General features: G+C 66.2%; 16 protein-coding genes. All 16 read right to left on the reverse strand.

What is annotated here, in order from left to right:
* Nucleotide 1: 1 nt before the first annotated feature.
* On the reverse strand, nt 2–1,696 hold the full coding sequence (locus ABW16_RS01720; protein ID WP_052956743.1) for a Gp37-like protein: 1,695 nt from the start codon (nt 1,694–1,696) through the stop codon (nt 2–4).
* Nucleotides 1,693–2,742 carry a hypothetical protein gene (locus ABW16_RS23750; protein WP_052956744.1) on the reverse strand — a complete coding sequence of 350 codons (1,050 nt, stop codon included), beginning with the start codon at nt 2,740–2,742 and terminating at the stop codon, nt 1,693–1,695. Before ABW16_RS23750 ends, ABW16_RS01720 begins: the two co-directional genes overlap by 4 nt.
* Nucleotides 2,739–6,131: a phage tail tape measure protein gene (locus ABW16_RS01730; protein WP_047317367.1), complete on the reverse strand. Its 3,393-nt coding sequence runs from the start codon at nt 6,129–6,131 to the stop codon at nt 2,739–2,741. The genes ABW16_RS23750 and ABW16_RS01730 overlap by 4 nt, the downstream gene beginning before the upstream one ends.
* A 5-nt stretch (nt 6,132–6,136) precedes the next feature.
* Nucleotides 6,137–6,532 (reverse strand): hypothetical protein, encoded by a 396-nt coding sequence (locus tag ABW16_RS01735; protein WP_047317690.1) that lies wholly within the window; start codon nt 6,530–6,532, stop codon nt 6,137–6,139.
* Between the two features lie 46 nt (nt 6,533–6,578).
* Nucleotides 6,579–7,019, reverse strand: coding sequence for a hypothetical protein (locus tag ABW16_RS01740; RefSeq protein ID WP_047317368.1), 441 nt, complete (start codon nt 7,017–7,019; stop codon nt 6,579–6,581).
* 89 nt (nt 7,020–7,108) lie between these two features.
* Nucleotides 7,109–8,128, reverse strand: a complete 1,020-nt coding sequence (locus tag ABW16_RS01745; RefSeq protein WP_047317369.1) for a fibronectin type III domain-containing protein — start codon at nt 8,126–8,128, stop codon at nt 7,109–7,111.
* A 43-nt stretch (nt 8,129–8,171) separates the two neighbouring features.
* Nucleotides 8,172–8,573 carry a hypothetical protein gene (locus ABW16_RS01750; protein ID WP_047317370.1) on the reverse strand — a complete coding sequence of 134 codons (402 nt, stop codon included), beginning with the start codon at nt 8,571–8,573 and terminating at the stop codon, nt 8,172–8,174.
* Nucleotides 8,570–9,139 carry a hypothetical protein gene (locus tag ABW16_RS01755; protein WP_047317371.1) on the reverse strand — a complete coding sequence of 190 codons (570 nt, stop codon included), beginning with the start codon at nt 9,137–9,139 and terminating at the stop codon, nt 8,570–8,572. Before ABW16_RS01755 ends, ABW16_RS01750 begins: the two co-directional genes overlap by 4 nt.
* Entirely contained in the window at nt 9,139–9,399 is a 261-nt protein-coding gene (locus tag ABW16_RS01760; RefSeq protein WP_052956745.1) for a DUF7213 family protein, read from the reverse strand. Before ABW16_RS01760 ends, ABW16_RS01755 begins: the two co-directional genes overlap by 1 nt.
* Complete coding sequence (locus ABW16_RS01765; protein ID WP_047317372.1) at nt 9,389–9,829, reverse strand: hypothetical protein; 441 nt, start codon at nt 9,827–9,829, stop codon at nt 9,389–9,391. Before ABW16_RS01765 ends, ABW16_RS01760 begins: the two co-directional genes overlap by 11 nt.
* Entirely contained in the window at nt 9,826–10,275 is a 450-nt protein-coding gene (locus ABW16_RS01770) for a hypothetical protein (protein WP_052956746.1), read from the reverse strand. The genes ABW16_RS01765 and ABW16_RS01770 overlap by 4 nt, the downstream gene beginning before the upstream one ends.
* Nucleotides 10,276–10,295: 20 nt before the next feature.
* The gene (locus ABW16_RS01775; protein WP_047317373.1) at nt 10,296–10,670 is read right to left on the reverse strand and encodes a hypothetical protein; all 375 of its coding nucleotides are present in this window, start codon (nt 10,668–10,670) and stop codon (nt 10,296–10,298) included.
* Nucleotides 10,667–11,716, reverse strand: a complete 1,050-nt coding sequence (locus tag ABW16_RS01780; protein ID WP_047317374.1) for a phage major capsid protein — start codon at nt 11,714–11,716, stop codon at nt 10,667–10,669. The genes ABW16_RS01775 and ABW16_RS01780 overlap by 4 nt, the downstream gene beginning before the upstream one ends.
* An 83-nt stretch (nt 11,717–11,799) precedes the next feature.
* Entirely contained in the window at nt 11,800–12,171 is a 372-nt protein-coding gene (locus ABW16_RS01785; protein ID WP_047317375.1) for a capsid cement protein, read from the reverse strand.
* 1 nt (nt 12,172) lies between these two features.
* Nucleotides 12,173–13,465, reverse strand: coding sequence for a DUF6582 domain-containing protein (locus tag ABW16_RS23755; protein WP_052956747.1), 1,293 nt, complete (start codon nt 13,463–13,465; stop codon nt 12,173–12,175).
* Nucleotides 13,465–13,686, reverse strand: a complete 222-nt coding sequence (locus ABW16_RS01795; RefSeq protein ID WP_047317376.1) for a hypothetical protein — start codon at nt 13,684–13,686, stop codon at nt 13,465–13,467. The genes ABW16_RS23755 and ABW16_RS01795 overlap by 1 nt, the downstream gene beginning before the upstream one ends.
* Nucleotides 13,687–13,775: the final 89 nt, after the last annotated feature.

Below are 13,775 nucleotides of genomic sequence, written 5' to 3' on the forward strand. Positions count from 1 at the left end.
TCTATCCTCCGGGGCTGGCGAGCAACAGCAGGTTGATGTTTTCTTCGGCCTCAACGATTTTTCGTTGCGCGATGATGGCCGCGGAGTCATCGCGGCGGCCATCGCCGATGGTCGCGGTCACTCGCGCCCACTGCTCACGCGAGTCCTCGATTTCGATCTCGTCGACGACGTCGGTGTAGAGCACGCTGCGTCGTACGACCGACGACATCGCGGCCGGCCAGATATCACGGAACAGGCGGAACGGCTGGCCGTTGTAGAACGTCAGCTTTGCGACCGGGTACCCGCGGCACTGATATTGCGCATCGAGCGCGGCAAACGTCGCGTCTACGTTGTAGGTCGACTGAGTCGGGAAGAACTTTTCCGGGAAGCCGTACGGTCCCATTTCGACTCGCATGTCGAAGTTTTCGTAACTCTCGAATGCGAGCACGGCGTTATCGATGATTCCGTCGAGCATGTCCGACGGAATCCCCGAGACTCCGATCGCGATAGTTAGCAGATCTATCAGGTACGCGCTCGTTGCGTTGAAGAACGCGTTCAACCACTGCGGGCTGCGTCCACCGATGACCGTTTTCCATGCGAGCGGATGATGGTGTGCCACATCGAGTTTCACGATGCCGCCGACTTTTATGTCGGCGTTGAATATCGTCCACGGCGGCACGAAATTCACACCGATAACCGGCGCGATCTCGATGTTTGAACCCGGCGGAACATACTCGTTGTTCGGGTTCAGGAACATCTGCGCGACCTTGCCGTACACCGAATCGGTAAGGCTCACAGCGTTTTTGATGCCGCCATCTAGCACCGTGTCCGTCGGCCCTGTGACATTGCTGTAATCGCGAACATTGAAGATGTACGTGGGCACTGTCAGGTCGAACATGCGGCCGGCCGGCTGCGGGTCGCCCGGCATCCACAGGTCGATCGTGGCGTACAGCCCGTTTTCGTCGAGCTGCTCCTTCATCAGCTTCCAGCAGCTATCCATCTTGCCGTGGATGTTGATCCAATTCGACGTGTCGGTAAGCTCGTCATCCCAGATGACACACACTGGCGTCGTGCACATTTGAGCCAGCTGCGTCAGGTTGATCTGGTAGTCGGCGAGCAGCGTGCCGAGCCACGTGCGCCAGTCCGGGTCGAGTGAGCCGAGCTGATTCAAGAATTCGTTCAGACCGGACTGAATGCGAAATGCGTTCTCGGCCACCATGGTCTTGATGACGGTGATCGCGGGGCCGGTGTACATAGCCTCGAGCGGCTGAAACTCGATCGGCAAGCCGGGGTCCGGGAACACGAGGATCGCGTCGAGGATCGCGAGGTTGTGGATCAGGTCGCAGTCGACGGTCTCGCTGCCGTCCTCGTTGATCTTGTCGTGCGCGGTGAGTACGCGGCCATTCCAGACCCGCTGCCCGTCCAGGTCGACGTTGATCGGCACGACCGTCTTGTCGCAGGCCAGCACCACATCGGCCAGCGGGTCGTTGCCGAGCAGCGTCAGGCTGCCGGTCGGGATCTCCCGGCGCGGCAGCTTCACCGTCGTGCGAATGTAGTTGTTCGGCCGACCCAGCTCGCGATACAGCCGGTCATAGACCGTCAGCGACAGGTTCGTCGGTGGCCGCTGCGCGACCTCGGCGATCTCGCGTGCCGCCTGCGACGCCGCGACCGGGTCATCGCCGAGGATCGCCGCGAGCTGCTCGCCGCTGCCGCTCATTCCGGCGACACCCGCATCGGGTCTAGTCGGGCGACAACCTTCGAGGCCGGTGAGCCGGCGGTGATCGACACGGCGATGTGCTGCGGCTGCGCCAGGCGCGGCTGCGCGACACCCGGCACGAGGTTGGTGAACAGGCCGTTAAGCAGGCTGTACAGCGGTCCTTGCGGCGGCGCGATACCGAACTCCGATTCGAACTGTCGCAGCACCGGCGGCACGTTGTTGTTCGTCACGAAATTCACAATCGACTCGATCAATTTCTGATCGGGCGTCACCGCGAGCTGCGGTGTCCCGGCGGTGATATCGACGACCTGCGTGACACGCGCCCGGGTGTCGATCAGCGCGATCTGGCCGGGCAGTAGCGGCCCGAACGTGATCGGGGTCTCGGTGCCCGTCGACGGGCCGTTGCTGAACGAGAACAAGCCGGGGCCGTAGCACAAGAGCTGCACGGGCGCGTCTTGGTCGCCGATGTTCGCCAGCGTCAAGAACCCCTGCGCATCCGAGACGCCGGGCGCGAACGTCGAGAACGACGGCATCCCAAACCAGAATGCCTCGTCGTGCAGAATCTGGTGGGTCAGCTCGACTTCGCCGGCGACCGCTCGCATCCGCTGCTGCGCGTCGGCCCACGGCGCGCCGAGACGCGGTGTGCAGTACCAGTAGCCGCGGTCCTGCGTGATCCACTCGAGTTTGCCGGTGCGATCCGGTCGCCACGCCGCTTTCCACTGCGACAGAGCCTCGGACAGGCCGCGCGGGGTCCGCGAATGCACCTGCACCTTGAACGATGCTTTCAGTTCGTCGTAGACCGCGCCCATCCACGTCGAGCCGGCCTGCCGCGCCGTTTTCTGGCTGATGTGGTCGAAACCCGGCATCAGGTTCTTGATGTCGCCGACCAGCACGACGCCGTCCTGCACGCCAGGCGTCGGAGCCGTCGGACCCGCGACGTGGAACTTCGTGACGCCGTCCCACGACGTGTAATACAGCATCTCGTGGTCGCCCTTGACCAGTTCGCGTGCACCCCAACGCTTTACCGGGCCGTCGGGGAAGATCATTTGATGCGGCTCGTTACCGGGAACTTCGTGCCGCCGGCCGCGGTCTGCGCGAGTCGCTGCGACTGCTCGGCGAAGTCATCGACGTTCTTGGCCTTGATCGTCGGGTTGTACATGTGCACGTGGGTGTCGCCACCTGCCGCCTCGGCCGCATCTTCCTGCTGATTGCGGACACTCTCGTTCTCGAGCGGACGCTTCGCGTTGCCGGCCACGATCGGCGATGAGGGCTTGGCCCCGGCGATACCGGACAGGATCTTGCCGGGCAGCGTGTTGCCGAAATCGGACAACGGCGAGTCGGACGGCATGAACGTGCTCATGAGTCCCTCGACGCCGATCGCGGCGAGCTGGCCGCCGTAGGCGATGGTGCGGTTCATCATCTGCGACAGAATCTGCACGGCCGCACCGGAGCCGGGCGCGAACATGTCAGCGGCCATCGCACCGGCACCCTCGGCAGCGCCGAGCGCGCCGCCGGAGATCGACAAGCCGGGCTTTCCGCCACCAGTGGACCCCATCGGCTGCCCCGGTGCTGTCGACGCCGGCTCATCGCCCTCAGTGACCGGGCCGCCGCCGGCGTAATGCTTGGCGTTACGCAGCCGGTTCATGCCGTCCATGCCGACGGCGTTAACGGCGCTCTTGGGCTCCACGAACTCGCCGGGCTGCAGCCACGACAACTGAGTATCTTGCGCGTTCGGTGGCCGCAGCAGCGAGCCGAGCATCGCGCCCTCCATCGGCGCGATCGCCATGTTGCCCAGGAACGTCACGACCCACTTCGCCAGGCCCGGCAGACCGTCTTTGAGACCAAACGCGTCGTCCATCTCGGCGCCGAAATCCATCGCCGGCAGATCCTGGCGGCCGTTGTGCCGCTGCATACCGCCCATACCGTCGTTACCGGGGCCGGGCGTGACATCGTCACCGTGATTGCTGTTGCGGTGCCGGCGATGCGCGTTGCTGTCCTCGTCGCTGGACTTGATGAAAACCGGGTCGTTGCGCGTGCCAACTGGCCCCTGCGGCGCGTTCGGGTCGGTGAGCACGATGCCGCCCTCACCGGGGCCGGGAGCGCGGCGGCTACCGCCGGTCGAGTACCCGGTGAGCATCCCGGCGCGGGCCGCCGCGCGCAGCCGCAGCATCGCGTTCTGGCCGCCCACAGCGCTGACCTCGTCCGCGGTCCACACGTGCTCACCGGGCGCCAGCAGCGACAGCTCGGAGTCGACACCATCCGGTCCGTCACCGCGGATCGGACCACCGCCGGCGTGACCAGGAATGTGCAGGAAGTGCTCGACCTTACCGAAACCGTCCGCGGCCATATGACCGAGCGCGCCGACCGCCTTACCGACCGCACCGGGGATGTCGCCGAGCGAATGCAGCAGCCCATCGACGCCGTCCTTGATCGCCTGAAACGGGTGCGCGTCCTTGATCTTCTCGAAATCGGCCTTCGCCGTCTCGATCACGTGACCGACCTTGTGACCGAAATCGTCGAGCGCGTGCCAGGTGTCGTTCACTGCGTGCCACAGGTGCATGAAGCTGTCGTAGGCGCCGGTGACCGGCCGGGCGACCTGCTCGATCGACTTCCACACGATGCCGAACGCTTGCCCGATTCCCTCGCGGTGCTGGACTATCCAGTTCATCGCCGTGTTGAGCTTCTCGAGCCCGGACGTGACCGTCGGCAAGAACGCAGTGCCCATCGACACTTTCAACGAGTCCCAGGCCGCACCGAGCTTTTTGATGTTGCCCTGGTAGGTGTCGAGGGCTTCGGCGCTGCCCTCGACGTTGCCCTTGTCGTCGGGCTTGGAGCCCGCGATGCTGGCGGCCGTGCGCTGCGCCGACGCGTTGGCTTCACCGGTGAGTTGTTGGAACGCCTGCCCCGACACCTGGTCGCCGATGAGCGCCTGAATCGCTTGCTGCCGTGTCTGCTGCGAGCCCTGCCCGGACGCCAGCAACTGCGAAAACCCGCGCGACTGCTGAAACAGCGTGTTGAACTGCTCGACCTTTTTGACGTCATCGTCGTCGATGTCGCCGCGTGACTTCCGGTATTGCTTGAACGTCAGCTCACCCGAACGGATCTCATCGGCAACCTTGCGCTGCTCGGGGTTCATCGCCGCGAGCATCTGCTGAATCGACTGCTGTACCTGCGCGTTCTGGTAGTTGGCGTCGATGTTGACCATGCCGTTTTTGTCGGTGTGCGCGGTGATCGCGTCGGCCAGCTTTTGGATCGTGCCCAGCGGGTCCGCGGAGAACTGGGTCTTGACCTGCATCGGGTCCAGGCCGAGCGCGCCCCATTCGGCTCGCATCTGGTTAGTCGGTGCCTGAATTTTCTGAATCAGGTGCAGCACGTCCTGGCCTGCGTTGTCGGCGTGCATCCCCGACTGCGTCATCTGCGCGACCATCGCCATCCACTGCGGCGCACCGATTCCCATGCTCGACGCGACCGGCTCGACGATGTGCATCGCGCCCGCGAACTCGCCCAGCGGCACCTTGGCAGCGCCGGCGCCGGTGACGATCTGCGACCCCACCGACGCCGCATCGGATGCCTTCAGTTGGTAATCACTGATCTGCGTGGTGATCGCCGACAGGGCTGTTTCCAGCGGCACGTCCTCGATGGCCGCCATCTGCGCACCGGCCTTGAGCACCGAACCCATATCGCCGGCGTTGCGGTGCCCTGCCTTCGCAACAAAGTAGGCGCCGTTCATCAGCTCACCGGGGTCGATGCCGACTTGCGGCGCCATCGACAGCACCATGTTCTGAATCGACTGCAGCTTGTCGACGGGAATGTCGGCCGCAGTGTGCAGCTTCATCAGCTCGGCCTGGAAGTCAGCGGCAGGTGGAACGCTCTTGGCGATCGCGATGCCGAGGCCAGCCACTGCGGCGGTGACACCACCGACGGCGAGCGCCGTGCCGCTCAAGCCGGCGAATGCGCCGCCGAACAGGCCAGCCGACTCGGCGCTCTTGGCGGTCGCGTCCGTGACGGCGCGGTGCGCGGCCTCGGTGTCGTTGAGTGCGTCGACGTAGTTGCGTGCGTCGCGGCCGGAGCGCGCCCGGGCGTCGGCCAGCGCCAGTTCGGCCGTCATCGCCTTCGAGGACAGGTCACCGTGCTTACCGCGAACCTCGGCCAGACGCGTTTCGGCGATCTCGGCCTGCCGCCGCGACCGTTCCATGCGGGACGCGGCGGCGGCCTCGGCGTCAGCGGTCGCCGAATAGGTCGCCTGCAAACCATCGAGGTCGCGGCGCACCCGATCGGCACGGCCGAGCACACCGTCGAACAACGAACCGGTTGCGCGCGCGAAATCGTCGCTGATGGCGCGTCCAGCTCGGCCGAAGATTGCTTCGGCTTCGCGTGCCGCTTCCATCGCGGCGGTGCGTGAGAGTCGGGTCATGACGTCGATGTAGATCGGCATCGGCCCTACTCCCTTCGTTTCCCGCGGTTGATGGCGTCACGCACCGACGAGCGGTAGCGGTCACGGATCTCGGCTTGCTTTCGTTGTTCGCGGCGCCGCAGCGCCTCGACGAGCGGCTCGTCGAGGCCGTCCCGCGACGGCGGTTCGCCGCCGCGGTCGGCGCGTGACAATGCGACCTCGAGGGCTGTCCGGGCGGCGATCTTGCGGTCATACGTCCAGTCGACGAACTCCGCCTCGACCACCGCGCCGTCCGGCAGCGGCGTCAGCACCGAATACAGCCGCAGGCTCGACTGGCCGTCTTCGATGACCTCGACGAGCCGGTGCGTGCGCTCGACGCGCTCACGGAATGAGCTCGTCTCGGGCAGGTCCGACAGCAGCGCGAGCAGCTCCCGACTGCTCATGGCTCCGGTGTGCCATTCCCGGATGTGACGTCCGGGGTGGTAGCGGCTAAGCGCCGCTTCCGTCTCCCGCGGGAGTAGGCGCCACAGTGCCAAGGCTTCCCGCACTTTTCGAGTCCTCCCGGCGGCGCCGGGCCAGCTCGGTCTGCATCTTCCACCAGGCGACGTTGACGTCGTTGCCGCGGCCACCGGCGGCGACGAACGCCTCGTAGCGGTCGCCGAGGATCGCCCGGGCGAGCTGAATGTGGTAGTGCTCCACCAGCTCACCGTTTTTGCGGTACGGCTCGAGCAGGTTGCCGTCCTCGTCCTTGTCCCAGCCCTCGGATTCCAGCTTGAGCTGGTCGTAGCGGCGCTGCTGGTCGTCGTCGAGCAGCGACGGGTTCGGGATCTCGAACACACCGCCATCGGTGACGATGCGCACCGATGCCGCGAATCCGAGGTAGTCGGCGGCTTGCTCGCGGGCCTCGGCGACACTGTTGTACTGGCTCATGATTTTCTAATCTCCTTGTGGGTGTTGCGTTTTCGTGAATCGACCCGAGGCGCACCCTCGGGGAGTGGGGTGCGCCTCGAGTCGATGGATCAGGCGACCGCGGTGATCGAGTTCGATGCCGTCGACGTCGCGGTCTGGTCGTTGGCGCCCTCGGCCACGACCTTGAACACATAGGCACTGCTGGTCGTCAGCCCGGACACGGTCAGCGTGGTCGTGCTGCCGTTGACCGTCGGCGACCCCTGCAGCGTCGCCGACGTGAACTCGCCCGCACCGCCGACCTGCTGCAGCACCGTGTAGGTGTACGGTTCGTCACCGGTCGGCGTGGTGAACGCCACGGTCGCCTTATCGCCGCTGACCGCGGTGGCGACCGGTGCGGTGGACGAGAACGTCGGCGCGCCACCCAGGCCGCGCCACTGCACACCGTCACGGCAGATCCACATGACCTCACCGGTGTTCGGGTCGAACAGCGGATTGAACGTGAGCTGCCCAGACTCGGTCTTCTTACGGCCGAGGTCGATCTTGCCCTTTTTGTTGGTCTGGCAACGCGGCAGAACACGCGCCATGAGCTGGCCGCTGCCGTCGGTGCCGAATGCGATGATCACGCGATCCTGCAGGTAATCCATCGGGCCGCGCTTGACCTGATAGCCGGGCGTGCCGATCGCCGGCAGGTTGTACAGCGGCAGCTCGAAGTGCAGCGCATCGGTCACCGGGTTCGCCTCGAGCGGCGTGAAACTCAGCGCGTCGTCGAGCTTGGTGATCACGTTGCGGGTAGTGCGCACTGACTGCGCGGTCGGTGTCTGCTGCACGGTGATGTCGGGGGCGATCTCGGTGGTGTCGGGCTCGAGTTCTCCCGGGTGATAGAAACCGAGGTTCGGGCCGTCCGAGGTGATGAACAGATCCGAACGGATCGAGCCGTCAGCCGCGAACGGTGTCAGCAGCCCCAGGTTGCCCAGGCCAACGGCCGGATCGGAGCAGTCGAACGTCGAACCGTCCGGATTCCAGTAGTCGCGGATGAACACGTCTGTGGTCTGCCAGTACCGCTGCGCCAGCGGGTTGACGTTCGGCTCGACGATCTCGGTGTAGGTACCGCCTTCAGCGGGCAGAGACATGATGGATTCCCTTCGATGTGTGCCCGGTTGGGCCGTGGACAGGTCAGTTGCCTGGTTGGTTGCGCAGGACCGCGACGTAGCGCGCGATGTAGCGTTTGACGAACGGGTCGCTGTACTTGTCGAACCTCGGCCCCATGTGCGGCTCGACGCGGCCCTGCACGACCAGGCCGCTCGGCAGCACCACGTCGTCGCCGGCGGTCAGCGACATCAGCCTGCGGTCGCCCTCGAGCGCGACATCCAATGCCTTATCGCGGGTCTCGCCGAGCGTCGCGACCGACACCAACGCCCGCTGCATCACGCGGTCGCTATGCGGGTGCAGGGACGTCACGACGAACGCCGGCAGGTCGTCGTCACTGCCGTGCTCTGGCCCAACGAAGTAGCCGAGCGGCATCAGCGCGCCGATGATGAACGCCTCCGGCGGTATGGACTTGCCGTAGTCGATCATCGGTGCCGTCTCCCCTTGCCGGGCCGGCCCGCTGCGCGGCGGCTGCGGCGTCGTTCGTTCTGGCCGCGACGGAATTCCGCGGATCGCTGCTGACGTGCCATGCGGACTCGGGTCTGCTGCACGGCGATCTCGTCGGCCCCGGCTCCGGCCGCGTGCAGCTCGGCGAGCCGGACGAGTGCCTTGCGTAGGTGCGACTGCGCGTGCATCACGCCGTCATCGCCGATCACCGGTGCTGTACCGCCGAAGTGCTCGGCCGTCCGGCTGAACACCGCGTACTCAGGCATGTGGATCGTGCCCAACTCCTGCCACAGTGCGAGCGGATCGAGTCGCGAGATCACACGCCGCACACCCCGCCGCGGGTGCTCGACGTGGATCGAATCGCGGAAACCGCCCGGCTCGTCGAACGGCGGCGCATCGCGTTTCGGTGGCCGGTCGCCGAACACCGGCGCAATCGACCGCGCGTATTCGCAGACCTCGCCGGCGAAGTGATCGAGGCCGTCCTCGACCTCGCGCGCCGTCAGGGCCGCGCCGGCGGCGGCGAGAATCGCCTCGATCTCACCCGCCATCAGTCGGCATCGCTTCCACGGTTCGGGCTCTTCATCAGGTCGATCGCCCCGACGAGCAGACCGGCAGTGATGTATGGCGGTTGCGGTCCGTGTCGCGGGAAATTGCCGATGCGTCCGATCCGGTCGCCGGCGTCATCGATGCGTTGCGCGCCGAGAACCAATACGGCATCGGTAACGACCTCGTCGTCGTCGAACATCAGCGCGGCTACCGCTTCGATCGCCGCCTCGAGCGCGGCTACTGATTCAGCCTTATCCGCCATCGGTCGGCTTTCCGCCGCCGCGCCATTCGCAGACGATCCACACGTGGTCGGGTTGGCCGTCGAGGTCGTATTGCACCTCGGGTCGGCCGATGATCTTGTAATCCCGCTGGCCGAGCGCGGTGCCGCGCTCCGGCCGCAACCGGGCCGTGTTCGGAATCTCGGCGATGTACACCAGCTCGCCGTCCTGGTCGAAGTCAACGGTCGGGATGCCCTGGCCGTCGACGATCGGTAGGAACACCCACGCGCGCTCACTGTTGGTCGTGGTGTCCGACTGTTCTTCGGTCGGACCTGTCGAGACCACGTCGAACACGCAACCGAACACCTCGGCGACCGATTCACCGAATTTCGGCTGGTTGAGACCGTCCTTTTGGCCGGTGGCGACGTCGGTGACGACGTAAACGGTGTCGCCGCCCGGGTATTCGCCGCTCACGGGTACGTCCACGGCGTGCCGACGCCAGACCACGGCGTAGGCCAGCCCGCGTGACGGTCGTCGGCGTCGAAATCGTTCGGCACGCAACTCGACATCGGCACGGCCTCGAGCGGGATGCCGAGCAGCTGCTTGTGCGTGTCGGTGAACTCGAGCGCTTTCATGGGCTCGGCGAAACTGCCGGCGTCCATGCGGTGTCCGGCCGTCTTCGAGTAGGTCTGCAGCTTGCCGTAGCGCTGGTAACGCACGGCATTACTGACGACGTCGTAGACGACGAACTGCGCCGCCGGATCGTCGGAGCTGATGCCGGGTTTGTGGTCGTAGATCCACGACGACGCGACGGTGAGCAGCAGCGTCGCCATCGCGCGACGTTGCGGGGTGAGCGGCGGACCATCCCACAGGGCAAGAAACCCGCTGATGTCCAGAAACGGCTGCACGGGACTGGTCACCGCCGCTCACCCCACCATCGTCAGTCGCGGTACTTGGCGATGAGATCGACCTTGCTCATCGCGTCGGCCTCGGCGAACTCCATGCCTTGGCTGACCGCGTAGGCGACCCACTGCTCTTTCGACGCGACCTGCGCAGGCCGATCGACCGGCTCAATAGCCGCTTCGGTGGTCGGCTCCTGCGCGAATGCACCCGGTGGCACCGTGGGCTGCGGGACGTCATCCCGCAGCCCGTCGGCGTCGTGGTCGCCGAGCGGCACGACGAGCCCCAGACGCACGAAATGCGCTCGCTGCACGTCGTTGAGCCACCGAATCACCGAACCGGCGTAGTACGGCTGCAGTCGACCATCCGGGTCGGCTGCGTTGACCATCGGAGCGACAACCTCGTAACCGCTCACGAGGGCAGAATCCCGGTGATCTCAACGGCGGCCAACGGCTCGACGATGAACGGCGTCGTGATCCGGCGGGCACGAACACGCCACCGGTCGTTCGAGTCCTCGCGCATCGACTTCGTCTGCACCAACGAACGGCCAGCACCGGCGCCACCGTCGGCGTCGGCACCGGGCGTTGTTGCCCCGGTGTAGCCGGGCGCCGGCAGCTTCTCGTCGGCCATGCCGCCGAACACCTTCGTGTCGATCACAGCCGCGTACGGCGACGTCGGCAGGTTCGGGGAGCCGAGCCACAGCTTGCCGGCCAGCTTCCCTGCCATGCTCGAGTTGAGGCCCTCGAACACCGGCATCGCGGTAACGCCGCTGCTGCCGATGTCCTCACGCGCCCACCGCGCGTTAAGCGCTTCGTCGCTGAACACCAGCGCGAACGTCTCGAGGTCGCAGAGCACCGTGTCGGCGACGTACCCCTGCTTGAGTTTCCGCAGCACCTGGTCGCCCATCATCACGTCGCGCAGAATGTTCGCCGCCGCATCACCCGAGCCGTCCCAGTACCGCTTGGTGGTCGGCGCGGTGCTGGTGATCGAGTTCGCGCCGGCGGCCTGTTGCTGGGTGATAGCTGCGACGATCGCGGACATCGCGACACTGTCGATCGTGTCGACCATGCTGTTGATCAGCTTGACCAGCGATACCTGCAGCGGCTGCCAGTTCTGGCGTGCGATCGACTCGTCGAAGATCAGCGTGTCGAGGCCCCACTTCACGGTCGATGCGATCTGCGCCGGGCCGGTGGGGATCGGGGCCAGCGGGTATTCACCGCCGGGCTCGATCGCCTGCGGCTGCCGGCCAGCGAAGATCGATTCGATCTGCTCGTACAGGATCGAGCCGGAATCGGTGTAGATCTGCGACTTGAGGATCTTGTCGGAGACGTACATCTGGTCGGCAATGGTGCGCAGCGCCCGGTAGAGCATGGTCGGGTCGTTGAGGAACCGCGAAATCGCGATGATGTCCTGCGTAGTCAGATCACCCGTCGGCGCGCCGGGAGGGTTCAAAACGGTCATGGCCGTTTACCTTTCAGGTAGTGAGAACGGCACCGGATCGCCAAGGAGGAAACGATCCGGTGCCGTTCGATTGGGGGGTGGGGTCAGTAGGACAGTCGGACGTCGACCAGGCTGTTGGCGGCGGCGGCCATCGCGTAGCCGACGATCTGGCCGACCGGAGTGTCGACGGCGGCCGCGGCGACAGCACCGCTGGCCGCGGCGATGACCGGAGCGCCGGCCGCGATCGCCCCGGACGCCGCCAGCGGGTGCACGCCCTCGAACCACACGGCGACCTTCTGGCCGGCCTTCACCGTGCGGACGGCGACGCCGAACTGCTTGGCGGCGGCCGCCGAGGCCGGCGCCACCTTGTAGTCGCCACTGTTCACCACCAGCTGACCGGCGGTGATGTCCGCGGTCGCGATGCAGGTGATCGTGCAGCCGCCGAGGAACTTCGGCATGTAGTCCGTGCCGGCCATGTCAGTTACCGCCCTTCGGGTTGAAGCCGAGCTTGCTCATGAACGTCTCGTAGCCCTGCTGCGCGACGTTGTCCTCACCGCCTTCGGGTGCGGGGATGCTGTGGCCCATCTCGGCGACCGGGATCAGGCCGGGCGCCAGCGCCGCCAGCACCTGCTTGTTGCCCTCGCGGTCAGCCTTGAGCGCCTCGAGCCAGTGATCCTTGCGGGCCGGAGCGATCTTGCCGGCGGCGATCGCGGCCTCAACGGTGCGCGTGTCCTCGTCGGCGATCTGCTGATCACGCGCCACGCGCCCGGCCTCGGCGTCCGACCGCAGCTGGTCGTACACCGATGCCTCGATCTGCATCACGCCGGCGGCCGGCGCGGCGGCCGCTGCCACGCGCTGCGCGGCCTCGGCTTCGGTGGCCGCAACGTGCGCGTCCCAGGCAGCCGTGACGGCGTCCTCGTCAGCGTCGGCGGCGATGCCGAGTGCCGCGGCGATCTTCTCGGGGAGAGCCATTGCGGCCCCTTCCTGTTGGGAAACCGCGGCTGCGGCTTCGATCTTGATGGAAAACTTCGCCGCTGCCTTCTCGATCGCCGACTTGATGTGATCGAGTTGCGTTGCGGTGTACGGCTTTTGATTCTTTTTCTCGTTGATGAACGACCACGCGCTCTTGACGTGGTCGCGATCGTTGAGCGGGTACCGCTTCACGCCGTGACCGGGTTCGGCCGGCTGGTCGTCGCGGTCGAGGTAGCCCGGGTCCGCGTAGTCGACGTCACCCCACGGCTCTTTGGCGTCGGTGCGGTCGCGGAACGTGGACGCCTCGACCGTGAACGCGACAGCGGTGCCGCCGATCTCACGCGCGGCGGCGACCTGGTACAGCTCGGCGACGTCCTGCACGCTCTTAAGCGTGTCGATGCCGGGCGGTGTCGCGCCGAGCAGCGCCAGGCCGGTCAGCACGAAATCGTGCTGCTCGCCGGCGGCGTCGGTGTAGTCCTCCTGGCCTTCGATCGACAGCGACGGGTACGCGCTCGGCATGATGTCGGCCAGCCATTCCGGCACGCCGGCCAGGTCGCCGTAAAGCACGTCGCCGTCCTCCGAGGTGGACAGGTTGTCGACGAAGCCCACGGCCGGATCTCCGGTGAATCGCGGGTCACCGTGTCCGAGCCGGATCGTCGGCTTGCGCAGGATGCCTGCCTCGTGCGCGGCCACCGCGGCGGCGATCGTCTCGCGAGTGACCGAGAAATCACCCGAACGCAGCTTGTAGTTGCCGACGCGCATCAGCTCCCGGTCCTTGACCGTCTTGAGGTTCACCATCAGCCCGCACCGTTCTCGTTATCGGCGAGCGCCGCGGGTTCGACGCCGAGCGCCGCAAACAGCGTGGCGAAGCCGAGCTGCAGACCGGCCGCGACCGCGGCGCCGATGCGCTGCTCGATCTGCTCGGCGATCGCCTCGAGCTCCTCGACGTTGAGCACGGGCGCGACGTTGACTGTCAAGCCGGTCTTTTCGGGGTTGTGGCTCACCATCGGGTCGTCCACCTTCCAGATTCGGGGTCGTGATTCTCTCGGTCGCGGCACGCGAGACCGTGGCAGTCGAACAGTCGGCACAGCGGCCAGCGCAGCAGCCA

The organism is Mycolicibacter heraklionensis, from assembly GCF_001021505.1.
Lineage (GTDB): Bacteria > Actinomycetota > Actinomycetes > Mycobacteriales > Mycobacteriaceae > Mycobacterium > Mycobacterium heraklionense.